Here is a 24056-nt window from a genome sequence, read left to right as displayed (position 1 = left end):
TTCAGGGAGCTTCGGGTTCTTCCGGTGCTGTAGTAGAGAGGTGTCAGGCGGTGCCGAGCGCTACCCTGCGCGCGGCGAGGAAGGCCTTCTGCGGGTCCCGGTCCGGATAGGACCAGGGGGCCCGGGTGGCGTGGCTGCCGATGCGGTGGAAGAGGGCGGCGGCCTCGGCGGGGCGGCCCTCGCAGAGTTTGGCGTGGGCGAGGAAGTTGAGGTCGACCCGGTTGCGGGGGTGGTCCTCGCGCTCCCATTCCAGCCACCAGTCGAAGGCGGAGCGCAGGACCTGGCGGGCGCGGCGGCCGGCCCAGTGGTCGGTGGCCGCCTCGGAGCTGTGGCCGTACGTGGCGGCGAGCACCCGGTAGCGCTCGGCGTGGGCGACGACGGGGAGCACGGCGAGCGGGGAGTCGGCCGGGGACTCCTCGGCGGCCCAGGACGCGAAGTCGTAGACCTCGTGGAGCGGGTCGTGGCCGGAGGTGAGGGCCCGCTCGGCCAGTCGGGCGACCATCAGGTGGTGGGCGTGGTGGTGCTCGCGGTGGCGGGCCCGGACCTGGTCGAAGTGGCGGCTGAACTCCTCCTCGGTGCCGAAGACGCGGGAGAGCAGGAGCAGGCCGAGCCAGGGTGTGGGGTCGGCGGGGAGCAGGGCGGCGGCCCGGCGGCAGGCTTCCTCGGCGTCGCCGGGCGTGCCCTTGTGGCGCAGGGCGGCGAAGACCGCGGCGCAGGCGAGGAGGGTGGCGGCGTCGGCGCTCTCGGGCTCGGCGAGCAGCCATTCGCGGGCCCAGGCGGTGGCGGCCCGGGTCTGGGCGAGGACGACGACGCGGTGGCCCCTGCGGTCCCAGTCGTCGCCGGTGCCGACGAGGAGGGAGCGGGCGCCGGCCCAGCGGCCCTGGTTGAACTGGGTGCGTACGTCGACGAGTTCGGCGTCGCACAGGGCCGGGTCGAACAGCTGGGCGTCCCGCTTGCGGGCGCGGCCGAGGGGCGGAGGCGGGGACATCCGCGGGTATCCCTCCAGGACGCGGGCGGCCGGTGATCACGCACAGCAAAGCGGTACGCACAGCTCCACGTCAAGGTCCAGCCCACCGCCTGGCGGGTTTCAACTGCTGTGGATGTCGTGTGAGTTGTGGTGATTGCGCCGGTTCGGGGAGCCTTCGCCCGCGCGCCGTAGGGTGGGCGCCATGACTGGACACGACGATCTGCCCCCGTACTTGCTGGGGTTTCCCGGCCCGTTGCGCGACCAGTTGGTCGCGGCCGTGCTGAGCGGGGCGAAGACCAGCACCACCGGCCTGCTCGCGGAGTACGAGGCCGAGGGCGAGCCGCTGCCGGAGCCCGGGGCCCGGGGCATGCTGGTCGACTCAGCCGAGCGCGGGGTGGCGGTGGTGGAGGTGACGGCCGTGGAGGTGCTGCGGCTCGGGGACGTCGGGCTGCGGCACGCGCTCGACGAGGGCGAGGGGTACGCGTCGGTGGCCGAATGGCGTACGGCACACGAGGGGTTCTGGCACAGCGGACCGGTGCGCGCGGCGATCGGTGACCCGGGGTTCACGGTCGACGACGACACGCTCGTCGTCGCGGAGCGGTTCCGGGTCACCGAGACGCCGTCCGCCTGACGGTCAGGCGACCGCGCGGGCGGCGGCGCGGCCCGCCGCCCGCCCCGAGAAGATGCACCCGCCGAGGAAGGTGCCCTCCAGAGCCCGGTAGCCGTGGACCCCGCCGCCGCCGAATCCGGCCGCCTCGCCCGCCGCGTAGACGCCGGGCAGCGGTTCGCCCGCCGCGGTCAGGACGCGCGAGGAGAGGTCGGTCTCCAGACCGCCCAGGGACTTTCGGGTCAGGATCGAGAGCCGTACCGCGATCAGCGGGCCGGCCTCGGGGTCCAGGATCCGGTGCGGGGCGGCCGTGCGGATCAGCTTGTCGCCGAGGTACCTGCGGGCGCCGCGGATGGCCGTCACCTGGAGGTCCTTGGTGAAGGGGTTGGCGATCTCCCGGTCGCGGGCCACGATCTCGGCCCGGACGGCGGCCTCGTCGAGGAGGTCCTCCTTGGTCACCGCGTTCATCCCGCGCACCAGGGCGGACAGGTCCCGCTCGACGACGAAGTCGGCGCCGTTGTCCATGAAGGCCTTGACCGGGGCGGGTACGGCCTGGCGGGCGCGGGAGATGACGTCGCGGATCGATCTGCCGGTGAGGTCGGGGTTCTGCTCGGAGCCGGAGAGGGCGAACTCCTTGCCGATGACGCGCTGGTTGAGCACGAACCAGGTGTGGTCGTGGCCGGTCTTCATGATGTGGTCGAGGGTGCCGAGGGTGTCGAAGCCCGGGAAGAGCGGCACGGGCAGCCGCTTGCCGGTCGCGTCCAGCCACAGCGGGGACGGGCCGGGCAGGATGCGGATGCCGTGCCTGGCCCAGATCGGGTTCCAGTTCTCGATGCCCTCGGTGTAGTGCCACATCCGGTCCTTGTTGATGTGACTGGCGCCCGCCTCCTCCGCGATGCCGAGCATCAGGCCGTCCACGTGGGCGGGGACCCCGGAGAGCATCCGCTGCGGCGGGGTGCCGAGCCGGGCGGGCCACTGCTTGCGCACGAGGTCGTGGTTGCCGCCGATGCCGCCGCTGGTCACGATCACGGCCTGGGCCCGCAGGGAGAAGGACCCGGCGGCCTCGCGGCTGCTCGCGGTGCCCCGTACGGCGTCGGAGGGCTCCAGGATCTCGCCCGTCACGGTGTCCACCGCGCCGGCCGTCGCGGAGAGCCCGGTGACCCGGTGGCGGAACTTCAGCTGGACCAGGCCGCGGGCCACCCCGGCGCGGACGCGCCGCTCGAAGGGCTCCACCAGGCCGGGGCCGGTGCCCCAGGTGATGTGGAAGCGGGGGACGGAGTTGCCGTGGCCGTTGGCGCCGTAACCGCCGCGCTCCGCCCAGCCGACGACGGGGAAGAAGCGGACGCCCTGCGCGTGCAGCCAGGGGCGCTTCTCACCGGCCGCGAAGTCGACGTAGGCCTCGGCCCAGCGGCGCGGCCAGGCGTCCTCCTCGCGGTCGAATCCGGCGGTGCCCAGCCAGTCCTGGAGGGCGAGGTCGTGGCTGTCCTTGATCCGCATCCGGCGCTGCTCGGGCGAGTCCACGAAGAACAGGCCGCCGAAGGACCAGTGCGCCTGGCCGCCGATGGACTGCTCCGGCTCCTGGTCGAGCAGGATGACCTTGCGGCCCGCGTCGACGAGCTCGGCGGTGGCCACGAGGCCCGCGAGCCCGGCTCCGATCACGATCACGTCTGCGTCGTACGTCATGCGGTTACCCGTCCTCCGTCGATGGTGGGGCAGATCCTTGGCTACGGAGCGGTAACCAGTCAACAGCGGTGGTTGGATGACCTGTGTGAGTGCCGCTGATGAAGTGCTGGACGTGGTGGACCGGGACGACCGGGTGGTCGGGCGGGCCCCGCGCGGTGAGGTGTACGCGGGCGGGCTGATCCACCGCTGTGTGTTCGTGCAGGCGAGGGATGCGGAAGGCCGGATCTTCGTGCACCGGCGGACCGCCTCCAAGCTCGTCTTCCCCTCGTACTACGACATGTTCGTGGGCGGGGTGCTGGGCGCCGGCGAGAGCTACGCGCAGGCCGCGCTGCGGGAGGCCGAGGAGGAGCTGGGGGTACGGGGACTGCCGCAGCCCGTGCCGCTGTTCAAGTTCCTGTACGAGGGCCCGGGCGGGGCCTGGTGGTCGTACGTCCACGAGGTGCGGTGCGAGCAGCCGGTGTCCCCGCAGGTGTCGGAGGTCGACTGGCACACGTACCTCTCGCCGGAGGAGCTGGACCGGCGGGTCGGGGACGGGGAGTGGGCATGGGTGCCGGACGGGCTGGAGGCGTACCGGCGGCTGCGGGAGTTCCGGGAGCTGCGCCAGTAGATTGGGCGGGTGATCGACTTCGTCAAGGACCTGCGCCTCTGGTTCGCACCATCGCGGCTCAAGGACGAGGGCGAGACCCCCGACTACCGCTTCTCGCTGGCCAACGAGCGGACCTTCCTGGCCTGGATCCGGACCGCGCTGGCGCTGGTGGGCGGCGGTTTCGCCGTCGACCAGTTCCTGCCCGACCTGCGGTGGGGGGTGCGGGTCGGGATGGCCTTCGCGCTGCTCGCGGTGGGCGCGGCCTGCGCGCTGCGGGCGGTGAACCACTGGGTGCGGTGCGAGCGGGCGATGCGGCGGGGTGAGGATCTGCCGGTGTCTCGGTTCCCGGTGGTGCTGAGTCTGGGCGTGGGGCTGGTCGCGGTGACGATGGTGGTGGTCGTGCTGCTGGGCTGGACGACGGGGCGGTGAGTCCCACCGGCGCGAGCCGCGATGACGCGGGCGGCGATGACGCGGGCGGCGAGCAGCGCGACGCCGGGTTGCAGCCGGAGCGGACGCGGCTCGCGTGGCGGCGTACGACGCTGGCCTCCTCGGTCGTGCTGGTGCTGGCGCTGCGGCAGGCGCTGCGCGGGTCCGGCGCGGCGGCGGAGCTGGTGGGGGCGGCGGTGATCGCGCTGGCCTGGCTGGCGTTCCTGTGGGTGGCGCACCGGCGGATCCGGGCGCTGGCGGCCGGCCGGCCGACGGTGCTCGCGCCGCCGGCGGCGGTGGCGGCGGTGGCGTGCACGGTGGCGCTGGCGGTGTTCGCGATGGCGGTGATCGTCTGACCCGGCGGTCTGATGATCAGGCTTCTCCGCGCCACTCGAACACAACGGGCGATACCCGGCGATCCACACTAATCTCGGCGCCATGACGACCATGCACCACGAACATCCCACGCACCAGCACACGCACGGCGCGGACTGCGGACACCAGGCGGTCCCGCACGGCGATCACGTCGACTACGCGCACGACGGCCATCTGCACCGGGAGCACTCGGGGCACTGGGACGAGTGCGAGCCCTCGGGGCACACCGCGCACGAGAGCCACGCGCACGCGCACGGCGCGGGCTGCGGGCACGACACGGTCCAGCACGGTGACCACGTCGACTATCTGCACGACGGGCACCGGCATGCGGCCCACGACGGGCACTACGACGACCACTGACTGAAGGATCAGTCAGTCAGTCGGTCAGTCAGGGCACCCGCTCTCCCCCCGGCGCGGCAGCGGCTGGCAGGATGCTGACCGCCTGTCAAAGCGATGTGGGGAGAGCGCAGATGCCCGTCGAAGAGCCGTACCTCGTCCAGCCCGCGCCGGGCGTGTACGCCTACGTCCAGCCGGACGGCGGCTGGTGCCTGAACAACGCCGGTTTCGTGAGCGACGGCGGCCGGACCCTGCTCATCGACACCGCGGCCACCGAGCGGCGGGCACTGGCGCTGCGCGATGCGGTCGTGGCGGCCGGGGTGCCGCTCCCCCGCACCGTGGTGAACACCCACCACCACGGCGACCACACCTACGGCAACGGCGTGTTCGCCCCCGAGGCGCTGATCCTCGGGCACGACAACGCGCGGTCCGAGCAGCTCGCCGCCGGGCACCAGCTGGAGATGATCTGGCCCGCGACCGACTTCGGCGCGATAGACATCACCGCACCCGATCTCACCTACAGCGACCGGGCCACCCTGCACGTGGGCGAGACGGAGGTGCAGGTCATCCACCCCGGCGTGGCCCACACCACCGGGGACTCGATCGTGTGGCTGCCCCGGCAGCGGGTGGTCTTCACCGGCGACCTGGTCTTCGCCGAGGGGACGCCGTTCCTGGCGATGGGCTCGCTCGCCGGTTCCCTGCGGGCGCTGGAGCTGCTGCGCTCGCTGGACGCGGAGACCGTCGTACCCGGGCACGGGCCGCTGACCGATTCTTCAGCCTACGAGGCCACCGAGCGCTATCTGCGGTACGTGGCGGAGCTCGCCCGCGAGGGACGGGCGAAGGGGCTGACCCCGCTGGAGGTGGCCCGCCAGGCCGATCTGGGCGAGTTCGCCGCCTGGCGGGAGAGCGAGCGGCTGGTGGCGAACGTGCACCGGGCGTACGCGGAACTGGCCGGGGAACCGGAGGGTGCACCGCTCGACATCCTGGCGGTCCTGACGGACATGACGGTGATGAACGGCGGAACGCCGATCCTCTGCCACGCGTGATGCCGTAGGCGGTGCCTTGCCGCGGGCCGGAGGCGTTCCGGGGCGGAGGGGCTTCGGGCCGGAGGGGTTTCGGGGCGGAGGGGTTTCGGGCCGGAGGGGTTTCCTTCGGCCCGCGCTCTGGACGGCATACCGACTGGTCGGCATGATGGCTCACGGACATCCGACGTCAACCCGCACGGAGGTGCACACGATGAGCCCAGCCTCAGCCTCAGCAGCGGCCGGCCCGCGCGGCCTGGACCTGGAGCGGCTGCGCGGCCATCTCGACCGGGCGCGGCCGGGCCTCGTGGCCGGGGCCCTGCGCGGCCGGCTGATCGAAGGCGGCCGGTCGAACCTCACGTACGAGATCACCGACGGGACCGCCCGCTGGGTGGTGCGCCGGCCGCCGCTGGGCCACGTGCTGGCCACCGCGCACGACATGCGGCGCGAGCACCGGGTGATCGAGGCGCTGCACGGCACGGCCGTGCCGGTGCCCGAGCCGGTGCTGCTGTGCGAGGACGAGGCCGTGCTCGGGGCGCCGTTCTACGTCATGGAGTACGTGGACGGGGTGCCGTACCGGACGGCCGGCGAGCTCGCCGCGCTCGGCCCGGAGCGCACCCGGCGGGCGGTGCTGGGCCTGGTGGACACCCTGGTCGAGCTGCACGCGGTGGACCCGGAGGCGGTGGGCCTGGGCGACTTCGGCCGGCCCGAGGGCTTCCTCGACCGGCAGTTGCGCCGCTGGGGCAAGCAGCTCGCGGCCTCGCGGGGGCGGGAGCTCGCCGGGATCGACGAGCTGCACGCCGCGCTCGGCCGGGCGGTGCCCGACTCCCCCGCCCCGACCGTGGTCCACGGGGACTTCCGGCTCGACAACGTCCTGATCGGCGGCCCGGACGACACGATCCGGGCGGTGCTGGACTGGGAGATGTCCACGCTGGGGGATCCGCTGACCGATCTCGGGCTGCTCGTGATGTACAGCTCGGACCTCGGCCTGACCGAATCTCCGGTCAGCACGACGAGCGGAGCGCCGGGCCACCCGACACCCGCCGAGCTGGTCGAGCGGTACGCCGCCCGCTCCGGCCGGGACACCGGAGCCATCGCCTGGTACACGGCCTTCGCCTGGTTCAAGCTCGCGGTGATCCTCGAAGGCATCCACCACCGCTACACGCTCGGGCAGACCGTCGGTGCGGGCTTCGACCGGATCGGCGAGCTGGTCCCGGTCTTCATCGAGCACGGCCTGACCACCCTCCAGGCCCCCACGAACTCTGACCGCCAGGAAGGCTGAGGCACGCACCCATGGACTTCGCATTCGACGCCCGGACCGAGGAACTCCGCGAGCGGCTGCTCGCGTTCATGGAGGAGTACGTCTACCCGGCGGAACCCGTCGCCGCCGAGCAGCGCGCGCGGCTGGCCTCGCCCTGGGACACCCCGGCCGTCTTCGGTGAACTGAAGGCCGAGGCACGCCGCCAGGGCCTGTGGAACCTCTTCTTCGTCAACCAGCACGGCCTGCCCGATGCCGAGCACGGCGCCGGGCTGACCAACCTCCAGTACGCCCCGCTCGCCGAGATCACCGGACGCAGCCCGCACCTGGCCCCGATGGCGACCAACTGCGCGGCCCCGGACACCGGGAACATGGAGCTGCTCGCGCAGTTCGGCAGCGAGGAGCACAAGAAGCAGTGGCTCGACCCCCTGCTGGCCGGGGAGGTCCGCTCCGCCTTCGCGATGACCGAGCCCGAAGTGGCCTCCTCGGACGCGACGAACGTCGAGACCCGCATCGAGCGCGACGGGGACGAGTACGTGGTCACCGGGCGCAAGTGGTTCATCTCCGGGGCCATGAACCCGGATTGCAGGATCTTCATCGTGATGGGCAAGACCGATCCGGAGGGCGCCGATCCGCGCCGCCAGCAGTCGATGATCCTGGTCCCGCGCGACACCCCGGGTGTGGAGGTGCGCCGCGCGATGACGGTGTACGGGTACGCGGACCACGACCACGGCGGCCACGCCGAGGTGGTCTTCGACGGGGCGCGGGTCCCGGCGGCGAACCTGATCGGCGAGGAGGGCAGCGGCTTCGCCATCGCCCAGGCCCGGCTCGGCCCGGGCCGCATCCACCACTGCATGCGGCTGATCGGCATGGCGGAGCGGGCCATCGAGCTGATGTGCCGGCGCGCGGTGGACCGTACCGCCTTCGGCAAGCCGCTGGCCGCCCAGGGCGTCGTACAGAACTGGATCGCCGACGCCCGGGTCACGGTGGAGCAGCTGCGGCTGCTGGTGCTGAAGACGGCCTGGCTGATGGACACGGTCGGGAACCGGGGCGCGCACACCGAGATCCAGGCCATCAAGATCGCGACCCCGCGGGCGGTGGTGGGGATCCTGGACCAGGCGGTGCAGCTGCACGGCGCGGGCGGGGTGAGCCAGGACTTCCCGCTGGCCGAGCTGTGGGCGGCGGCGCGGACGCTGCGGCTGGCCGACGGCCCGGACGAGGTGCACCAGCGGTCGCTGGCGCGGCGGGAACTGAAGCGGCACCAGTAGCCTCCGGCGGGCTGCTCAGGGCCTGTCTTTCGGATCAGGCCGGCCCAGGCCGGGCCGCGCCTGATCCGAAGGACAGGCCCTGAGCGGTCCTCGTGACGCCGACCCGGGTTGATTATCAAACGGGTCGACCCGTATAGTAAATCGGTATGAGCTCCTCTCCGTCCTCCAGGGGACGTCCCAGGGATCCCCGCTCGCACGAGGCGATCCTCAGCGCCGCCACCGAGCTGGTGATCGAGGTCGGCTACGCCGCGACATCGATCGGGGCGGTGGCTGCCCGTGCCGGTGTCGGCAAGGACACGGTCTACCGGCGGTGGCGGGGCAAGCCGGAGTTGGTCTTCGAGGCCGTGTTCACGACCACCGACCATGCTCCGGTCCCCGACACCGGAACGCTGACCGGGGACCTGACCGCACTGCTGCGGGGCCTGGTCGACGAGTTCAACGCACCGGCCGCCGCGGCGGCGCTCCCGGGGCTGCTCGCCGACTTCGCCGCCGATCCGGTGCTGAAGGCGCGCATCCGCAGCGACTTCCTGGCCCCCTCGAAGGAGCGGCTGCTGATCGTCTTCGAGCGTGCCGTGGCGCGCGGGGAGATCGCGGCCGGCACACCCGTGGATCTGGTTCTGGACACGCTGGCAGGAGCCGTGTTCTTCCACGTCGGTCTGATCGGGGAACACCCCGACCGTCAGCTGGCCGACCGGCTGGCTGCTGTCATAGCCAAAGGAATCGAGATCCGATGAACGGCTGGCTTCTCGCAGCAGGCATCACCGCGTCCGGTGTGGCCGCAGCCCATGTCGTCGGCGGGCACCGGGATGTGGTGCGCCCGCTGCTGTCCTGCGGACTCGCAGACGAACCCAAGCGCGTCCTTCATGCCGTGTGGCACATGGTGAGCGTCGACCTGGTGCTCTCCGCAGCCGCCCTGATCTACCTCGCGCTCGCGGACGATACGTCAGCGACCGGCCTGATGGCGTGGTTCGTGGCTGCGCACTTCGTGGCGTACTCAGTCGCCTTCCTGGTCGTCACGCTGTCGGTCGGCTGGCCGAAGCCACTGCTCCGGCTGCCGCAGTGGATTCTCCTCCTGCCGGTCGCGGTCCTGACAGCGGCGGGTGCCGCGTAGCGGCAGCCCCTCAATGGATCAGCGGCAAACTTCACCCAAAGCCGCTCAGCTCGCGGTGACGCGGCCCGCCGCCGCGTCGATGACCTCGTCCAGCACCTCCCGGGAGCGGACGAGGTCACCGATCATCCGGTCGATCCGCTCCCGCTCGGCGGTGAGTTCGGCCACCAGCGCGGGGGTGGCGCGGCCCGAGGGGCCGCCGTCCTCGTCCCGCATGCAGGGCAGGATCCGCGCGATCTTCGAGCTGTTCAGACCCGCCGCGTAGAGCTCCTGGATGCGGATGACGCGGTCGACGGCCCGCTCGGAGAAGTCGCGGTGGCCGCCGGGCGTCCGGTCGGAGGCCAGCAGGCCCTGTGCCTCGTAATAGCGCAGCGAACGCTCACCGACACCGGTGCGCGCCGACAGTTCTCCGATCCGCATGCCCCACCTCGACTCTTGATCTTGTATCTCTCGAGCTCTTGAATCTGACATCAATGTCAGGTTTTACGGTACCGGCATGACGCAGACACCGCAGGTTTCCGCCGCATCCCGACTCTTCGAATCCACCCGCCTCGGCGGCCTGGAGCTCCCCAGCCGCCTGGTGATGGCGCCGCTGACGCGCAACCGCGCCGGGGTCGACGGCGTCCCGGGCGAGCTCATGGCCACGTACTACGCACAACGCGCCTCGGCCGGTCTGATCATCGCCGAGGCCACCACTCCGAACGCCGCCGGGCAGACCTACCCGCACATCCCCGGCATCCACACTCCGGCCCAGGTCGCCGGGTGGCGCCGGGTCACCGAGGCGGTGCGCGAAGCCGGCGGGCGGATGTTCCTCCAGCTCCAGCACGGCGGACGGGTCGGCCACCCCGACACCAGCGGGCACGTCCCGCTCGCCCCCTCCGCCGTACGGTTCCCCGAGCCGCTTCAGACCCCCCAGGGGCTCCAGGAGGCCGTCCCGCCGCGGGAGATGACGCCCGGCGACATCAGGTCCACGATCGCGGACTTCGCGAGCGCCGCCCGGGGCGCCGTGGAGGCGGGCTTCGCCGGGGTGGAGGTGCACGCCGCGAACGGCCATCTGCTCCACCAGTTCCTCTCGCGGAACACCAACCGGCGCACCGACGAGTGGGGCGGTTCCGTGGACGGGCGCATCCGCTTCACCGTCGAGGTGGTGCGGGCCGTCGCCGAGGCCATCGGGCCGGAGCGGGTCGGCGTACGGATCTCGCCCGGACTGAACGTGAACGGCATCGAGGAGGGCGACACCGAGGAGATCTACCCGGCGTTGATCAAGGCGCTGGCGGACCTCGGCCCGGTCTATCTGCACCAGGTCCACGCCGACCGGGACCCGGCCCTCTTCACGGAGATCCGCAAGGCCTGGCCCGGCACGCTGATCGCCAACCCCGCGCTCTCGCACGAGGAGGTCGCGGCCGACGGCGGCAAGCGGCGGGGCGAGCTCCTGCTGGCCGAGGGTGCCGATCTGGTCGCGCTGGGCAGGGGCTTCCTGGCCAACCCGGATTTCGTGGAACGGCTGCGCACGGACGCGCCGCTCAACGAGATCCGCCCCGAGTTCCTGATGCACGTGCACGGGGCGGAGGGCTACACCGACTATCCGGCCCTCGGCCCGGACCGGACCGGCCGGGACCGGACCTAGGGCGTGTCTTTTGGATCAGGCCGGATCAGCCCGCGGCGTCCGGTGCCGTGCATCGCAAGGCGGAGGAGGGAGGCGACGCGGAGCGTCGGCGACCGACGACAACGCGACGAGGTGCGGCACCGGACGCCGCGGGCCCGGCCTGATCCAAAAGACACGCCCTAGGGACGCAGCGCGCGCAGCAGCAGGTCGGCGAGGTGGTCGGCGACCTGCTGCGGCGTGAGCGGGCCGTCCGCCCGGTACCAGGTGGACAGGTGGTGCACGGAGCCGAAGTGGTAGTCGACCACCAGGTCGGCGGGGGTGGCGCTGGAGAACACCCCGGTGCGCTGGCCCTCCTCGATCAGGGCCCGGAAACGCTCGTGGTAGCGCCGGCGCTCGGCCCGCACCTGCTTGAACTTCTCCGGGCTGAGCTGGTGCATCGACCGGAAGAAGATCATCGCGTCGTCGAGGTTCTCGATGGTGGTGACGACCACGTCGGCGGCCGCCGCCCGCAGCCGCTCCTCTACGGGTGCGTCGGATCCGGCCACCGCGTCGAGCCGCTGCTGCTGGAGGCGCAGCATCCGCGCGTACACCTCGTGCAGCAGATCGTCCTTGGATCCGAAGTAGTGGTAGAGCGCACCCTTGGTGACCCCGGCCGCCTCGACGATCTCCTGGACCGAGGTGCGGTCGTAGCCGCGCTCGGCGAACAGCCTGGTGGCGACGGCCAGCAGCCGCTGCGGTACCGGGGCTTCGTGGGTGCCTTCGGGCTCCGTGGTCTTGGCCGCCATGGCGCTGGCCTTCCCTTCCTCGTTCCTGCCTGGTCATCGCGACCAGCTGTACGACCGTCCGACTGTATTCAGCCGCGGTCGCGCAGTTCCCGTCGCAGGATCTTGCCACTGGTCGTCTTCGGAAGGACAGGCAGGATCTCCACCTGGCGGGGGTATTTGTACGCGGCGAGGCGCGCGGCACAGTGGGCCGAGAGCTCCTCCGGTGCGGCCGAGGAGCCCGGACGCAGGCTCACGTACGCCTTGACGCTCTCCCCGCGGTACGGGTCGGGGACCCCGACCACGGCGGCTTCGCGGACGGCGGGGTGGGTGTGGAGCACGTCCTCGACCTCGCGCGGCCAGACCTTGAAACCGGAGGCGTTGATCATGTCCTTCTTGCGGTCGACGACGTAGAGCCAGCCGTCCGGGTCCATGAACCCGACGTCGCCCGTGCGCAGTTCGCCGTCCGGGAAGGCCGTGTCGGTCTCGGCCGGCAGGCCCCAGTAGCCGGGTACGACCTGGGGACCCCGGACGGCTATCTCTCCGGTCTCGCCGAAGGGGACCTCGGCGCCCTGCCCGTCGAGGATGCGGACGACGGTGTCGGCTCCCGGCAGGCCCACCGAGAGGGTGCCGGAGGCGGGGTCGACGGGGGCTTCGAGGTGCACGGGCACGGAGGCGGAGGCGGCGGTGGTCTCGGTGAGGCCGTAACCGTTGCGGAGGTAGAAGCCGAAGGCGGTGCGCAGGCGTGCGACGAGCGCGGGCGGGAGGGGGGCGCCGCCGGAGGAGACCACCTGGAAGGAGGCGAAGTGGTCCGGGGTGACGCCGGGGTGGGCGGCGAGGGCCATGAAGGCGGTGGCCGGGCCGACGGTGTAGGCGGGGCGGTGTTCGAGGAAGGCGTCGAGGACGACTCCGGCGTCGAAGCGGTGCGCGAGGGCCAGCGTCCCGGCGTTGGCGAAGCAGGCGGCGAGCTCGCAGACCATGCCGGTGATGTGGAAGAGGGGGGCGAGGGCGAAGTAGGTGGCGCCCTCGGGGAGGGGGTGGCCGGTGACCTGCCGGACGGCGTTGTGGGTGAGCGCGCCGTGCGGGTTCATCGCGCCCTTGGGGGCGCCGGTGGTGCCGGACGTGTAGCTGATCAGAGCGGTGTCGACGGCGGTGAGGCACGGGTCGTGCGGGGCGGGGTGGCCGCGGCGGGCCACGGTGAACAGGTCCAGCGCCGCCGGCGTCTCAGCCACCCCCGGCCCCGTCGGCGCTTGAGCAGATCCCAGCCCCGCCGGCGTTTGAGGCGCGGGGGGCTGGGGGCGGAGCCCCCGGGAACGGGGTTCGGGGCGGAGCCCCGGGTCGGTTGGAGCCGCGCCGGCGTCTGAGGCGGGAACGGGGGAAGGGCGGGTGGGGGACGGCTCCGCGCAGCGGGAACCGGCGGCGGGCGCGGGGAAGACCCGGGGGTCGTTCCGGGTCTGGAAGTCCTGGTCACGCGCGGTCAGGACGACCCGCACACCGGTCCCCCGCACCGCCTCGCGCAGGTACGCCTCCCACGCACCCCCCTCGCACACCAGCGCGCCCGCGCCCGAGTCGCGCAGGACGTGCCCGACCTCGCCGGACTTGTACATGGGGTTGAGCGGGACCACGACGGCCCCGGCCTTCCAGGCGGCGAGGACGGCGAGCACGAAGTGCGGGGTGTTCTGGAGCATGACCGCGACCCGGTCCCCGCGGCGGACGCCCCGCGCGGCGAGGTGGCCGGCGACGGAGTCGGAGAGCGCTTCGGCCTCGGCGTAGCCGATCCGTCCGTCGAAGTAGGCCAGCGCGGTGCGCTCGGGGGCCCGGGCGACGGCGGCGCGGAAGGCGTGCAGCACGGTGGCCGGCGGTGCGAGGGGCGCACGCTGGGCCGGGCTGAGCAGGCCGAGCCAGGGCTTGGCGGCGTACGAGGAGGTCACCTGGTCTCCCATTTCTGCTGGAGGTGGCTCATGTTGCTCAGCCAGCGGTCCGGCTCGGTGGCGCGGGCGACGAAGTAGTCGGCGACCTCGGGGTGCGGCAGGATCAAGAAACGGCCCTTCTCCATGCCGTCGAACAGCGCGTCCGCGACCGCTTCCGGCTCGATCGCGGTCGGCGCGAGGACGAGTTCGCCCGCCGTGCCCGCGGCGGTCAGCATGTCGGTGCGCACCCCCTGCGGGCAGATCGCGTGGACCTGGACGCCGCGGTGGCGGTAGGTCAGCGAGAGCCATTCGGCGAAGGCGAGCGCGCCGTGCTTGGTGACACTGTACGGGGCCGCTCCGATCATGGTCAGCAGCCCGGCGGCGGAGACGGTGGACACGAACCGGCCGCTGCCCCGCTCCAGCCAGTCGGGCAGCAGCAGCCGGGCGGCGCGGACGTGGGCCATGACGTTGGTGTCCCAGGCCGCTTCCCAGACGGCCTCCTCGGCGAACGCGTCGCCGCCCGAGGCGAGGCCCGCGTTGGCGCAGTAGATGTCGACCGTGCCGCCGAGGACCCCACGGGCCTCGGCCACGATCGCCGACGCGTCCCCCGCCAGCGGGATCGCCCGGGGCCCGATCGCGGCCGCCACCGCGGCGGCCTTGGCCGGGTCGAGGTCGTTGACCACCACCGTGGCGCCCTCGGCCGCGAAGCGGTGGGCGAGGGCGGCGCCGATGCCGCCGCCCGCTCCGGTGACGACGACTCGCTGGTCCTGGTACGCGCTCACGGGGATCACCTCTCGTGGGGCCGGGTGCTGGTGCTGACTGCCCGGTGTGGATTGCCGGATGCCGGATGCCGGATGCGGGGTGCGGGGTGCCTGATGCGGGGTGCTGGATTCCGGACATCGAGCAGACTAACCAGTCGGTATGTTCGGGCGGAAGGGGTGCGACTCGTAGCGTGACCGGATGACGCTGTCGCGACGCGGGGTGCTGGGACTGGCGGGGGCCATGGGTGCGCTGGGGACGGTGGGAGCCGCCGGGCCGGGCCCCGCGACCGTGGCGGGCGCGCCGCGGGACGGCCGGGTGCGGACCGGTTTCGAGCGGCTCGCCGCGGACGGGTACGCCGTACTGGCCGGCCAGAAGGTCGGGGTGGTCACCAACCCCACCGGGATCACGGCCGACGCCCGGCACCTGGTCGACGTACTGCACGCGGACGGACGGGTGGACCTCGTCGCGGTGTTCGGACCCGAGCACGGGTTCCGCGGGACGGCGCAGGCGGGCGATTCGGAGGGAGCCGGGCGCGATCCGGCGACCGGGCTGCCGGTGTACGACACCTACGACAAGAGCGGGCAGCGGCTCGCGGACGTGTTCACGGCGGCCGGGGTCGACACCGTCGTCTTCGACATCCAGGACGTCGGGGCCCGCTTCTACACCTACATCTGGACCCTCTACGACTGCATGCGCGCCGCCGCGCTCGCCGGCAAGGGGGTGGTGGTGCTGGACCGGCCGAATCCGGTGGGCGGCCGACGGGCCGCCGGGCCCGTGCTGCAGCGGCCGTACGCGAGCTTCGTGGGCCGGGAGCCGGTCGCGCTCGCGCACGGGATGACGGCGGCCGAACTGGCCCTGCTCTTCAACGGGGAGTTCCTGACTGACAATCCGGTCAGGCTGCGGACGGTGCCGATGTCCGGGTGGCGGCGGGAGTCGTTCTTCGGGGAGACCGGGCTGCCCTGGGTGCCGCCGAGCCCGAACATGCCGACTCCGGACACGGCCCTCGCGTACGCCGGCACCTGCCTGTTCGAGGGGACGAACCTCTCCGAGGGGCGCGGGACGACCACCCCCTTCGAGGTGGTGGGCGCGGAGGGGATCGACCGGCGCTGGGCGCGGGCGGCGAACGCGCTGGAGCTGCCCGGGGTGTGGTTCCGGGAGGCGTACTTCACGCCGACCTTCTCCAAGCACGTGGGGAAGGTGTGCGGCGGGGTCCGGTTGATCGTGCACGACAGGGAGGCCTTCGACCCGGTGCGGGCCGGGATCGGACTGCTGGTCACCGCCCGGCGGTCGTGGAGCGGCTTCGCCTGGCGGGCGGACCACTGGATCGACCGGCTGACCGGCTCGGACCGGGTCCGGACGATGGTGGACGCGGGGGCCGGTGTGGAGGAGATCGCGGGCGACTGGGCGGCGGGGCTGGCGCGGTTCGAGGCGGTGCGCGCGGAGTACCTGCTCTACGGGTGAGCCGACCGCGTCAGGGGGCTGGCCGGATGTGCGCGGCAGCAGGATGCTGCCAGTGCTGCGGCTGGAGGTACGGCGTGGAGGGGGACGTCATGACGGAAATCGGTGGCGGGGCCGGGACGAGGGCCGGGATGCCGGCCGGGATGGCGGCCGGCATCGGGAGCGCGACGGCGGCCGGGATCGGGGTCGGGCCGTACGCGGAGCTGACCTTCGACTCCGAAGGGGACGTCGACCGGGCCACGCAAGGGGTGGTGGCCCGGATGGAGGCCACGGACATCCTGGTCTTCGCGCACGGCTGGAACAGCGACCGGTCCACGGCGACCCGGCTCTACGACCGCTTCTTCGCCCCCTTCCCGCGGCTGGTCGGGCCGGGGGTACGCCTGGGCTACGTGGGTGTCGTATGGCCCTCGATGCGTTTCTCCGACGAGCCGATACCCGACTTCGACGCGCCCGGCGCCCTCGCGGGACCCGGCTTCGGTACGGCGCTGGACCCCGTCACCCGGCAGGCGCTCGGGGAGTTCTGGCCGGGGCGGCAGGCGGAGCTGGACCGTATGGCGGAACTACTGGAGGAGCGGCCGGACTCGGCGGTCGCCTTCATCGAGTTCGGCGCCCTCGTACGGGAGCTGGCGGAGGTGGACGCGGTGGCCACGGCGGCCGCCCCGGCGGTTCCCGCGATCTTCACGGACGACGTGCTGGAGGTCTGCCGGACCCTCGCCCACGCCCTGGTCGAGGCGGGCGCGCCGGCCGGGAGCGCCGACGGGCCGGGCCTCGCGCCCGGCAGCGGGCTGCGCGGACTGTGGGGCGGCGCCAAGGAACTGCTCCGACAGGCGACGTACTACAAGATGAAGAAGCGGGCGGGCGTGGTCGGCGAGCGCGGACTCGGCCCGGTACTGGCAGAGCTCGCCGGCGGCCGCCCGGCCCTGCGATTCCATCTGATCGGCCACAGCTTCGGGGCGCGGGTGGTGTCCTTCTCGCTGCGCGCGGTGCCGGCCGGGGCCCGGTACGTGAAGTCCGTGACCCTGCTCCAGGGCGCCTTCTCCCACTACGCCTTCACCGACCGGCTGCCGCACGACCAGGGCAACGGCGGCGCCCTGCGCGGCCTCCACGGCAGGGTCGACGGACCGGTGGTGGCCTGCCACTCCCCGCACGACTCGGCGCTCAAGGTGTTCTATCCACTGGCCTCCCGGATGGCAGGCGATTCGGCCGGTCTGCTGGGCTTCGACGAGCGCTGGGGCGCGATCGGGCACGACGGGGTGCAGGCGGTGCCGGGCGCGCCGCGGATGAGCCTCGACGCGGCCCTGCGCGAGGGGGTGCCCGCGGCCGGTTGCGTCAGTGTGGACACGGGCTCCGTGGTGCGGCGCGGCGGCGCCCCCTCGGGGGCGCACAGCGACATCTGCCACGAGGAGCTGGCCCGACTGGTGGTTGGCGCGGGGCGCATGGGGCGCTGACTTCCGGCCACGTGCCACCCGCACGCCTCGACCGCCCCCGCATGCGCCCACCCCCGGCCGGGCATGTTGGGCACATCGGCGGAGGTGATGGTGGGATGGCGGGATTCCGGAGTCTGGCCTACCAGGTGCGCGACGCACGCAATGACCGGGCCCTGCGGCGCCATTCGCTGCGCCGCTGCCTGGAGCGGTTCGCGCCGTACGGGCACCGGGCCACGTGGTGGCACCTGTGCGACCGGCACGGGATCGGCCCCGAGGACCGGGCGGCCGATCCGCTGCGGCTGGTCGCCGCGCTGGAGGAGCTGGAGGACGCGCGGGCGGTCTGGCTGGAGTACGAGCGCCAGTTCGCGGAACGGCGCCGGCGGGAGAAGCACCACGGGCTGCGCCGGCCGGAGTGGGCGTGGGGCGGGAGTGGGGACGCGGTGGTGCGGTGCGCGGATCCGGGGGTGCGGCCGGAGGGGGCGCTGGGCGAGGTGCTGCGGCGGCTGGTGCGGGCACTGGAGTCGGAGCCGGGGACCGCGTGCCCGGTCTGCGGGGAGCAGGAGCTGCGCTGGCCGACGGTGGCCGCGGCGCCGAACCGCGTTTCGACCGGCCCCGGTCGCCGCCCCGGTCGCAGCCCCGGCCAGAACGCTGGCCAGAGCCCTGGTCAGAGCAGCCCTGGTCAGAGCCCCGGGCACGGCCCGTGGGAGGGGGCGTGGGCCTGGGACGGGCCGGTGTGCGCGGGTTGCGGGATCGTGGTGCCGAGACCGGCGCTGGCGGACACTCCCTCGGCGGGGGCGGCGTGAGCCCTCCGCTGCCGGTGTCGCTGAACGGCTCCCGGAGCGCCGCCGACGGCCCGGCCGTGCCGATGTCGCCGGAGGACCTGGCGGAGGCGGCGGCGCGGGCGGTCGCCGCCGGCGCCGGGGAGGTACTGGTGCACCCGCGCACCCCGTGCGGGCGGGAGAGCCTCTCGCCCCGGGTGGTCGGGCCGGCGCTGGAGGCGCTGCGCGGTACGGGGGTCGGCGTACCGCTCTCGGTGTGCGCGAGCATCGGGGCCGAGCCCGATCCCGCGGGGCGGCTGGAGCGGGTGCGGTCGTGGACGGTGCTGCCGGACCGGGCGGTGGTGGACTTCGCGGAGCCGGGGGCCGGGGAGCTGGCGCAGGCCCTGCTGGCCCGGGGGATCGCGGTGGACGCGGTGGTCGCGCTGGGCGGACCGGCCGGGCCGGAGCCGATGGAGCGGTTCCTGGCCTGGCCGGTGCGCGAGCCCGCACGGGTCCGGCTCGCGGCCGAGCTCGCGTCGGCCGATCCGGCTCTGATGGCCGGGCTGCGCTGGCTGCCGCCGGTCGCGGTGCTGCTGTACGGGCGGGAGGCGGCCGCCTGGCCGGTGCTGCGGCTGGCCGCACGGTGCGCCGTGGGCACACGGACCGGCGTAGGAGACGTGCTGCACCTGCCGGACGGGCGGCCGGCGCGCTCGAATGCCGAGCTGGTGACGGCGGCCCTGGAGCAGTTTCGCCCTACAGGCGCGAACCGGTGAGCCGTTCACCGAAGGCGTCGTCCGGGTTGGACAGTGCGCAGGTTTCCAGCGAGAGGCAGCCGCAGCCGATGCAGTCGGTCAAGTGGTCGCGCAGGCGGCCGAGTCGGGTGATCCGCTGGTCGAGCTCGGCGCGCCAGGCCTCGGAGAGGCGGGCCCAGTCCTCGCGGTTGGGGGTGCGCTCCTCGGGGAGCTGGGCCAGCGCATCGCGGATGCTGGCCAGGGGGATACCGACGCGCTGGGCGGCGCGTACGAAGGCCACTCTGCGCAGCGCGTCGCGGGTGTAGCGGCGCTGATTGCCGGAGGTGCGGCGGCTGCTGATCAGCCCCTTGGCCTCGTAGAAGTGGAGCGCCGAGACGGCCGCGCCGCTGCGGGCGGACAGCTGGCCGACGGTGAGCTCGTGGATGTTCTCGGGAATCTGCGGCACCCGGCCGAGGGTAGTCGGAGGTCCGTTGACATACACATACGGTCCCAGCATGCTGAGCAAGCGCTTATTCGCCCGCGTCGCATCGCCATTTGCCAGTCGCCGTTTGTCAATCGCCGTTTGCCAGTCGCCGTTTGTCAGTTGTCAGTGAGAAGGCAGGAGCAGGGCATGGCCGAGCCGAGGATCTTCACGTCCGCCGAGGAACTGCACGCCGGGATCGGCGAGCCGCTCGGTCCCAGTGAGTGGCTGGAGGTGGACCAGAAGCGGATCGACCTCTTCGCGGACGCCACCGGCGATCACCAGTGGATCCACGTGGACCCGGAGCGGGCGGCCTCCGGACCCTTCGGTTCCACCATCGCGCACGGCTATCTGACGCTGTCCCTGCTGCCCAGCCTGGTACCGCAGATCATGCGGGTCGAGGGCATGCGGATGGGCCTCAACTACGGGGCGAACAAGGTGCGTTTCCCCGCGCCGGTACCGGTCGGCTCGCGGCTGCGCTCCACGGCCGTGATCACGGAGGTCGCGGAGGCGGGCGGCGGCGTACAGGTCACGGCCACCGTCACGATCGAGCGCGAGGGCGGCGACAAGCCGGTGTGCGTGGCGGAATCGGTGTCCCGCTACTACTTCTGAGGGCGCGGCCGCGCGGCCACCATGCGGAGCACGAGGTCGGCGTAGAGCGCGCCGACCTCGTCGGGCGTGCGCTGCCCGCCCACGTTGAACCAGCGAGCCACGTCGATGCACAGCGACAGCACGGCGAGGGTGGTGCCCGGCACGTCGGGGACGTCGAACTCCCCCGCCGCGACCCCGTCGACGAGGATGCGGCGCACGGCGGCATCGCTCTGCCGGCGCAGCGCCACGATCTCGGAGCGGTGTTCCGGAGCGAGAGCGTCGAGCTCGTACTGGACCACGCGCGCGGTGGTGTGGTGCGCCGCGTGCCACAGCACGAAGGACCGTACGGCGGCATCGAGCCGATCGGCGGCGCAGCCGGGACCCTCGGACGCCGTGGTCAGGATCTCCAGCGCCTTGTCGTGGCCGATCCGGCTGATGCGGTGGAGCAGCTCTTCCTTGGTCTTGTAGTGGATGTAGAGCGCGGCCGGGCTCATGCCGGCACGGCTCGCGATGTCACGTGTGGTGGTGGCGTGGTACCCGCGCTCGGCGAAGGCCTCGACGGCGGCGACGAGCAGCCGCCGCGCGGCGTCGGGGGTGACCTCCGACCACGGCTGGTAGCCGCCGGTCTCCACCGCGCTGTCCATCTCTCGCTCACCCTCTTCGCCTTGCAGGAATGAACACCTTACCGGAGGGTGAGCAAGCGCTTAGCGGAGATCGTCCGTCCGATTGACGGCCGCCGCGCTCAGAACGCGGAGACTCCGGTGCGGGCGCGGCCGATGAGCAGCTTCTGGATCTGGCTGGTGCCCTCGTACAGGGTCATCACGCGGGCGTCGCGCAGCAGCCTGCCCGCCGGGTACTCGTCGATGTAGCCGTAACCGCCGTGCACCTGGAGGGCGTTGCTCGCGGCGCGCACGGCGGCCTCGGAGGCGAAGAGCTTGGCGGTGGAGGACTCGGTGGCGAAGGGCAGACCGCGGTCGATGAGGTCCGCGACCCGCCAGGTCAGCAGCCGGGCCGCGTCCACGTCGACGGAGATGTCGGCGATGAGCTCCTGGACCAGCTGGTGCTGGGCTATCGGCTTGCCGAACTGCTCGCGCTGGGCGGCGTACGAGACGGCCGCGTCCAGCGCCGCCTGCGCGATGCCCACGCAGCCGGCGGCGACCGACATCCGGCCCTTGGCGAGGGCGGACATGGCGACCGAGAAGCCCTTGCCCTCGGGGCCGAGCATCGCGGAGGCGGGCACGCGGACGCCGTCGAGGGTGATCTCGGCGGTGGCCTGGCCGCGCAGGCCGAGCTTGCCGTGGATCTCGCGGCGGGTCAGGCCCGGGGTGTCGGTGGGGACGAGGAAGGCGGAGACCCCGCGGTGGCCGGGCTCGCCGCCGGTGCGGGCGAAGAGGAGCACCACGTCGGCCCAGGTGCCGTTGGTGATGAACATCTTGCTGCCGTCGAGGACGTACGAGTCCCCCTCGCGCACGGCTCGGGTGGTGAGGTTGCCGGCGTCGGAGCCGGTGCCGGATTCGGTCAGTCCGAAGCAGCCGAGCGCGTCGCCGGAGCACAGGCGGGGCAGCCAGGCGCGCTTCTGCTCCTCGGTCCCCCACGCGGCGATGGTCTTGGCGACGAGGCCGAGGGAGACGGAGACGATCCCGCGCACGGCGGAGTCGCCGCGTCCGAGCTCCTCGGTGACCAGCACGTAGGCGAGGTGGTCACCGCCGGAGCCGCCGTACTCCTCGGGAACGGTCAGACCGAGGAAGCCCAGGGCGCCCAGCTTCTTCACGACGGCCCGGTCCACGCTCTCGGCGCGGTCCCACTCGGCGGCGTACGGGGCCACCTCGCGCTCGGTGAACTCGCGCGCGAGCCGGCGTACGGCGGCCTGCTCCTCGCTCAGCTCCAGGTTCACGGGGCACCTCCGGGCACCTCGTCCGGGGCTTTAACTAGCACCGGTAGTTTATGGCGGGCAGGCCCTACTATGTGGCGCATGGCCAGACCGCGCAAGCCCCTCCTCAGCAGAGCCCGGATCGTCGAGGCGGCGGGCGCGCTGGTGGACGCGGAGGGGCTGGAGGCGGTGTCGACGCGTCGGCTGGCGGCCGCGCTCGGCGTCAGCGGGCCCTCGCTCTACAACCACTTCCGGACCAAGGACGAGATCCTGGAGGCGGTCGCGGACGCGGTGAGCGCGCGAGTCGACTTGTCGATGTTCGAAGGGGCCGGTCAGGACTGGCAGGGCGCCCTGCACGCGTGGGCGCACTCGTACCGGGACGCCCTGTCCGACCATCCGAACATCGTCCCGGTGCTGGCGCGCGGGCCGGGCCGCCGCCCGGCCGGGCTGCGGCTGGCGGACGCGGTGTTCGGCGCGATGACGGCGGCCGGCTGGCCGCCGGCGCAGGCGACCCGGATCGGCGCGCTGATGCGGTACTTCATCCTGGGCTCGGCGGTCGCCTCGTTCGCCCGGGGTTTCGTGGACGACCGCACGGCATACGACCCGGCGGACTACCCCCACCTGGGGCAGGCCCACCTGCTGGCCGAGCGGCAGCGCGAGGTGGACGAGGGCGCCTTCGAGACGGGCCTGGCGGCGCTGCTGGACGGGCTGGCCCTCCAGTACGCGGCGTTGAAGGAGACCATGTAACGCCCGGGGACACCGACTAGCCCAGGAGCAGGCGCCGGAGGCACCCGCCCTGCTCCTGTGCGGCCTCCCGGGCTGACCGGGCTGACCGGGCTGACCGGGCTGACCGGGCTGCCTGAACTGCCTGAACTGCCCGAACTGCCCGAACTGCCCGGACACCATGCTGTCCGGGGCTGCTCGGCGGCGGTACGGCTAGAAGACGACGAGGGAGCGACCGCCCTTGCCCGCGAGCATCGCGTCGAAGGCCGCCGGTATGCCGTCGAGGGTGATGCGGTCGGTGACCAGGGCCCCGAGGTCGAGGCGGCCCGCGCGGACGTGCTCGGCGATCACCGGGAGGTCGACCGCGGGGTCGCTGTTGCCGTAGACGCAGCCGGTGAGGGTGCGGGCGAAGTGGAAGATCTCCAGGGCGTGGAAGGTGACCTGCTGCTCCTTGCCGCCGATGCCGACGACCGTGGTGCGGCCGCCGCGGCGGGTGGACTCCCAGGCTCCGCGGATGGTCTCCGCCCGGCCGACGCACTCGATGGCGACGTCCGCGCCCTGCCCGCCGGTGAGCGAGCGGATCTGCTTCGCGGTGGTGTCGGAGGCGAGCACGAACTCGGTGGCCCCGGCCGCGCGGGCCAGTTCCTCCTTGGCCGGGGACACGTCGACGGCGATGACCGGGCCCGCCTGCGCGATCCGGGCCGCCTGGAGGGCCGACAGACCGACCCCGCCGACGCCGAACACGGCCACCGATTCGCCGGGGCGGACCTGGGCGCTGTGGTGGACGGCGCCGTAGCCGGTAAGGACGGCGCAGCCGAGCAGGGCGGCCTCGGCGAGCGGGATGCCGGCGGGCGCGGGTAGCACGCAGTTGGCCGCGACGACGGTCTCCTCGGCGAAGGCGGCCACGTTCAGCCCCGGGTGCAGCTCCACGCCCTGCGCGTCGTGGGCGTAGACGGCCCCGACCCCGGAGAGCGCCGAGGCACACAGCCAGACCTCGCCGATGGTGCAGTGGCGGCACTGCCCGCAGGACGGGGCCCAGTTGAGCACCACTCCGTCGCCGGGGGCGACGTGGGTGACACCTTCCCCGACGGCGAGGACCGTGCCCGCGCCCTCGTGGCCGAGGACGGCGGGCACGGGGACCCGCATGGTGCCGTTGGTGAGGGAGAGGTCGGAGTGGCAGACCCCGGCTGCGGTGAGCCGCACCCGGACCTGCCCGGGGCCGGGATCGGGCAGCACGATCTCCCGTATCTCCAGCGGGGCTCCGACGGCGGGCAGGATGGCGGCGCGGACCATGGTCGTCGTCTCGTCTTTCCGGTGCAGAGGGCTGAGGACGCGGGGAGAA

At 73.0% G+C, this 24056-nt stretch carries 27 protein-coding genes; 17 read left to right on the top strand and 10 right to left on the bottom strand.

Going from position 1 to position 24056, the window contains the following annotated elements; all coding sequences use genetic code 11:
• Window positions 1-43 precede the first annotated feature (43 nt).
• Entirely contained in the window at window positions 44-988 is a 945-nt protein-coding gene (locus ACZ45T_RS06880; RefSeq protein ID WP_468438246.1) for a hypothetical protein, read from the bottom strand.
• A gap of 181 nt (window positions 989-1169) precedes the next feature.
• Between ACZ45T_RS06880 and ACZ45T_RS06875 the strand changes: the two genes are divergently transcribed.
• Window positions 1170-1598, top strand: a complete 429-nt coding sequence (locus ACZ45T_RS06875; RefSeq protein WP_468438244.1) for an ASCH domain-containing protein — start codon at window positions 1170-1172, stop codon at window positions 1596-1598.
• Window positions 1599-1601: 3 nt separating this feature from the next.
• Here the strand turns inward: ACZ45T_RS06875 and ACZ45T_RS06870 are convergent, their stop codons facing one another.
• Window positions 1602-3257 carry an FAD-binding dehydrogenase gene (locus ACZ45T_RS06870; protein ID WP_468438242.1) on the bottom strand — a complete coding sequence of 552 codons (1656 nt, stop codon included), beginning with the start codon at window positions 3255-3257 and terminating at the stop codon, window positions 1602-1604.
• A 76-nt stretch (window positions 3258-3333) separates the two neighbouring features.
• On the opposite strand from ACZ45T_RS06870, the gene ACZ45T_RS06865 reads away from it, so the two are divergent.
• From ACZ45T_RS06865 to ACZ45T_RS06825, 9 genes are all read left to right on the top strand, one after another.
• Window positions 3334-3864, top strand: a complete 531-nt coding sequence (locus ACZ45T_RS06865) for an NUDIX domain-containing protein (RefSeq protein ID WP_468438241.1) — start codon at window positions 3334-3336, stop codon at window positions 3862-3864.
• 9 nt (window positions 3865-3873) lie between these two features.
• A complete protein-coding gene (locus ACZ45T_RS06860; RefSeq protein ID WP_468438239.1) occupies window positions 3874-4272 on the top strand; it encodes a YidH family protein in 399 nt (132 codons plus the stop codon).
• Window positions 4269-4625 (top strand): DUF202 domain-containing protein, encoded by a 357-nt coding sequence (locus ACZ45T_RS06855; RefSeq protein WP_468438237.1) that lies wholly within the window; start codon window positions 4269-4271, stop codon window positions 4623-4625. Before ACZ45T_RS06860 ends, ACZ45T_RS06855 begins: the two co-directional genes overlap by 4 nt.
• Window positions 4626-4707: 82 nt before the next feature.
• Window positions 4708-5004 (top strand): hypothetical protein, encoded by a 297-nt coding sequence (locus ACZ45T_RS06850; protein WP_468438235.1) that lies wholly within the window; start codon window positions 4708-4710, stop codon window positions 5002-5004.
• 110 nt (window positions 5005-5114) lie between these two features.
• Window positions 5115-6026 carry an MBL fold metallo-hydrolase gene (locus tag ACZ45T_RS06845; RefSeq protein ID WP_468438233.1) on the top strand — a complete coding sequence of 304 codons (912 nt, stop codon included), beginning with the start codon at window positions 5115-5117 and terminating at the stop codon, window positions 6024-6026.
• A gap of 190 nt (window positions 6027-6216) precedes the next feature.
• Complete coding sequence (locus ACZ45T_RS06840) at window positions 6217-7284, top strand: phosphotransferase family protein (RefSeq protein ID WP_468438232.1); 1068 nt, start codon at window positions 6217-6219, stop codon at window positions 7282-7284.
• 11 nt (window positions 7285-7295) lie between these two features.
• On the top strand, window positions 7296-8528 hold the full coding sequence (locus ACZ45T_RS06835; RefSeq protein ID WP_468438231.1) for an acyl-CoA dehydrogenase family protein: 1233 nt from the start codon (window positions 7296-7298) through the stop codon (window positions 8526-8528).
• Between the two features lie 146 nt (window positions 8529-8674).
• Window positions 8675-9262 carry a TetR/AcrR family transcriptional regulator gene (locus ACZ45T_RS06830; RefSeq protein ID WP_468438229.1) on the top strand — a complete coding sequence of 196 codons (588 nt, stop codon included), beginning with the start codon at window positions 8675-8677 and terminating at the stop codon, window positions 9260-9262.
• Complete coding sequence (locus tag ACZ45T_RS06825; RefSeq protein WP_468438227.1) at window positions 9259-9639, top strand: hypothetical protein; 381 nt, start codon at window positions 9259-9261, stop codon at window positions 9637-9639. The genes ACZ45T_RS06830 and ACZ45T_RS06825 overlap by 4 nt, the downstream gene beginning before the upstream one ends.
• 45 nt (window positions 9640-9684) lie before the next feature.
• Here ACZ45T_RS06825 and ACZ45T_RS06820 read toward each other — a convergent pair whose 3' ends face one another.
• Window positions 9685-10056 carry a MerR family transcriptional regulator gene (locus ACZ45T_RS06820; protein WP_468438225.1) on the bottom strand — a complete coding sequence of 124 codons (372 nt, stop codon included), beginning with the start codon at window positions 10054-10056 and terminating at the stop codon, window positions 9685-9687.
• A gap of 76 nt (window positions 10057-10132) precedes the next feature.
• Here ACZ45T_RS06820 and ACZ45T_RS06815 point away from each other — a divergent pair, with 76 nt between their 5' ends.
• Window positions 10133-11263, top strand: a complete 1131-nt coding sequence (locus ACZ45T_RS06815) for an alkene reductase (protein ID WP_468438223.1) — start codon at window positions 10133-10135, stop codon at window positions 11261-11263.
• Between the two features lie 158 nt (window positions 11264-11421).
• Here the strand turns inward: ACZ45T_RS06815 and ACZ45T_RS06810 are convergent, their stop codons facing one another.
• The 3 genes from ACZ45T_RS06810 to ACZ45T_RS06800 all read right to left on the bottom strand — a co-directional run bounded on the left by ACZ45T_RS06810 (window position 11422) and on the right by ACZ45T_RS06800 (window position 14704).
• Window positions 11422-12027, bottom strand: a complete 606-nt coding sequence (locus ACZ45T_RS06810) for a TetR/AcrR family transcriptional regulator (protein WP_468438221.1) — start codon at window positions 12025-12027, stop codon at window positions 11422-11424.
• 68 nt (window positions 12028-12095) lie between these two features.
• Window positions 12096-13946 (bottom strand): class I adenylate-forming enzyme family protein, encoded by a 1851-nt coding sequence (locus ACZ45T_RS06805; protein WP_468438219.1) that lies wholly within the window; start codon window positions 13944-13946, stop codon window positions 12096-12098.
• Complete coding sequence (locus ACZ45T_RS06800) at window positions 13931-14704, bottom strand: SDR family oxidoreductase (RefSeq protein WP_468438217.1); 774 nt, start codon at window positions 14702-14704, stop codon at window positions 13931-13933. The genes ACZ45T_RS06805 and ACZ45T_RS06800 overlap by 16 nt, the downstream gene beginning before the upstream one ends.
• Window positions 14705-14873: 169 nt before the next feature.
• Between ACZ45T_RS06800 and ACZ45T_RS06795 the strand changes: the two genes are divergently transcribed.
• From ACZ45T_RS06795 to ACZ45T_RS06780, 4 genes are all read left to right on the top strand, one after another.
• Window positions 14874-16136: an exo-beta-N-acetylmuramidase NamZ family protein gene (locus ACZ45T_RS06795; protein WP_468438215.1), complete on the top strand. Its 1263-nt coding sequence runs from the start codon at window positions 14874-14876 to the stop codon at window positions 16134-16136.
• A gap of 128 nt (window positions 16137-16264) precedes the next feature.
• A complete protein-coding gene (locus ACZ45T_RS06790) occupies window positions 16265-17581 on the top strand; it encodes a serine-threonine protein kinase (protein WP_468438718.1) in 1317 nt (438 codons plus the stop codon).
• A 95-nt stretch (window positions 17582-17676) separates the two neighbouring features.
• Window positions 17677-18363, top strand: coding sequence for a hypothetical protein (locus ACZ45T_RS06785; RefSeq protein WP_468438213.1), 687 nt, complete (start codon window positions 17677-17679; stop codon window positions 18361-18363).
• The gene (locus ACZ45T_RS06780; protein ID WP_468438212.1) at window positions 18360-19091 is read left to right on the top strand and encodes a 3-keto-5-aminohexanoate cleavage protein; all 732 of its coding nucleotides are present in this window, start codon (window positions 18360-18362) and stop codon (window positions 19089-19091) included. Before ACZ45T_RS06785 ends, ACZ45T_RS06780 begins: the two co-directional genes overlap by 4 nt.
• On the opposite strand, the gene soxR is transcribed toward ACZ45T_RS06780, so the two are convergent.
• A complete protein-coding gene (gene soxR / locus ACZ45T_RS06775) occupies window positions 19072-19515 on the bottom strand; it encodes a redox-sensitive transcriptional activator SoxR (RefSeq protein WP_468438210.1) in 444 nt (147 codons plus the stop codon). The genes ACZ45T_RS06780 and soxR overlap by 20 nt on opposite strands.
• Window positions 19516-19680: 165 nt before the next feature.
• On the opposite strand from soxR, the gene ACZ45T_RS06770 reads away from it, so the two are divergent.
• Entirely contained in the window at window positions 19681-20142 is a 462-nt protein-coding gene (locus tag ACZ45T_RS06770; RefSeq protein WP_468438208.1) for a MaoC family dehydratase, read from the top strand.
• On the opposite strand, the gene ACZ45T_RS06765 is transcribed toward ACZ45T_RS06770, so the two are convergent.
• Window positions 20133-20765 (bottom strand): TetR/AcrR family transcriptional regulator, encoded by a 633-nt coding sequence (locus tag ACZ45T_RS06765; protein ID WP_468438206.1) that lies wholly within the window; start codon window positions 20763-20765, stop codon window positions 20133-20135. The two genes, ACZ45T_RS06770 and ACZ45T_RS06765, sit on opposite strands and share 10 nt — an antisense overlap.
• Before the next feature lie 98 nt (window positions 20766-20863).
• Window positions 20864-22015, bottom strand: a complete 1152-nt coding sequence (locus tag ACZ45T_RS06760; protein ID WP_468438204.1) for an acyl-CoA dehydrogenase family protein — start codon at window positions 22013-22015, stop codon at window positions 20864-20866.
• 78 nt (window positions 22016-22093) lie between these two features.
• Here ACZ45T_RS06760 and ACZ45T_RS06755 point away from each other — a divergent pair, with 78 nt between their 5' ends.
• Complete coding sequence (locus ACZ45T_RS06755) at window positions 22094-22738, top strand: TetR/AcrR family transcriptional regulator (protein WP_468438202.1); 645 nt, start codon at window positions 22094-22096, stop codon at window positions 22736-22738.
• 189 nt (window positions 22739-22927) lie between these two features.
• On the opposite strand, the gene ACZ45T_RS06750 is transcribed toward ACZ45T_RS06755, so the two are convergent.
• A complete protein-coding gene (locus tag ACZ45T_RS06750) occupies window positions 22928-24007 on the bottom strand; it encodes a Zn-dependent alcohol dehydrogenase (RefSeq protein WP_468438200.1) in 1080 nt (359 codons plus the stop codon).
• Window positions 24008-24056: the final 49 nt, after the last annotated feature.

Source organism: Streptomyces sp. NPDC030995 (genome assembly GCF_055571215.1).
Note: the sequence above shows the minus strand (reverse complement) of the source record. Positions and strands in the feature narration are given on the sequence as shown.

Coding starts and splice junctions, on each gene's coding strand:
- ACZ45T_RS06880 (WP_468438246.1), bottom strand. CDS start 988: ATGTCCCCGCCTCCGCCCCTCGGCCGCGCCCGCAAGCGGGACGCCCAG.
- ACZ45T_RS06815 (WP_468438223.1), top strand. CDS start 10,133: ATGACGCAGACACCGCAGGTTTCCGCCGCATCCCGACTCTTCGAATCC.
- ACZ45T_RS06785 (WP_468438213.1), top strand. CDS start 17,677: ATGGCGGGATTCCGGAGTCTGGCCTACCAGGTGCGCGACGCACGCAAT.
- ACZ45T_RS06830 (WP_468438229.1), top strand. CDS start 8,675: ATGAGCTCCTCTCCGTCCTCCAGGGGACGTCCCAGGGATCCCCGCTCG.
- ACZ45T_RS06840 (WP_468438232.1), top strand. CDS start 6,217: ATGAGCCCAGCCTCAGCCTCAGCAGCGGCCGGCCCGCGCGGCCTGGAC.
- ACZ45T_RS06810 (WP_468438221.1), bottom strand. CDS start 12,027: ATGGCGGCCAAGACCACGGAGCCCGAAGGCACCCACGAAGCCCCGGTA.
- ACZ45T_RS06765 (WP_468438206.1), bottom strand. CDS start 20,765: ATGGACAGCGCGGTGGAGACCGGCGGCTACCAGCCGTGGTCGGAGGTC.
- ACZ45T_RS06750 (WP_468438200.1), bottom strand. CDS start 24,007: ATGGTCCGCGCCGCCATCCTGCCCGCCGTCGGAGCCCCGCTGGAGATA.
- ACZ45T_RS06790 (WP_468438718.1), top strand. CDS start 16,265: ATGCCGGCCGGGATGGCGGCCGGCATCGGGAGCGCGACGGCGGCCGGG.
- ACZ45T_RS06805 (WP_468438219.1), bottom strand. CDS start 13,946: ATGGGAGACCAGGTGACCTCCTCGTACGCCGCCAAGCCCTGGCTCGGC.
- ACZ45T_RS06770 (WP_468438208.1), top strand. CDS start 19,681: ATGGCCGAGCCGAGGATCTTCACGTCCGCCGAGGAACTGCACGCCGGG.
- ACZ45T_RS06835 (WP_468438231.1), top strand. CDS start 7,296: ATGGACTTCGCATTCGACGCCCGGACCGAGGAACTCCGCGAGCGGCTG.
- ACZ45T_RS06850 (WP_468438235.1), top strand. CDS start 4,708: ATGACGACCATGCACCACGAACATCCCACGCACCAGCACACGCACGGC.
- ACZ45T_RS06820 (WP_468438225.1), bottom strand. CDS start 10,056: ATGCGGATCGGAGAACTGTCGGCGCGCACCGGTGTCGGTGAGCGTTCG.
- ACZ45T_RS06875 (WP_468438244.1), top strand. CDS start 1,170: ATGACTGGACACGACGATCTGCCCCCGTACTTGCTGGGGTTTCCCGGC.
- ACZ45T_RS06845 (WP_468438233.1), top strand. CDS start 5,115: ATGCCCGTCGAAGAGCCGTACCTCGTCCAGCCCGCGCCGGGCGTGTAC.
- ACZ45T_RS06755 (WP_468438202.1), top strand. CDS start 22,094: ATGGCCAGACCGCGCAAGCCCCTCCTCAGCAGAGCCCGGATCGTCGAG.
- ACZ45T_RS06865 (WP_468438241.1), top strand. CDS start 3,334: ATGACCTGTGTGAGTGCCGCTGATGAAGTGCTGGACGTGGTGGACCGG.
- ACZ45T_RS06795 (WP_468438215.1), top strand. CDS start 14,874: ATGACGCTGTCGCGACGCGGGGTGCTGGGACTGGCGGGGGCCATGGGT.
- ACZ45T_RS06825 (WP_468438227.1), top strand. CDS start 9,259: ATGAACGGCTGGCTTCTCGCAGCAGGCATCACCGCGTCCGGTGTGGCC.
- ACZ45T_RS06870 (WP_468438242.1), bottom strand. CDS start 3,257: ATGACGTACGACGCAGACGTGATCGTGATCGGAGCCGGGCTCGCGGGC.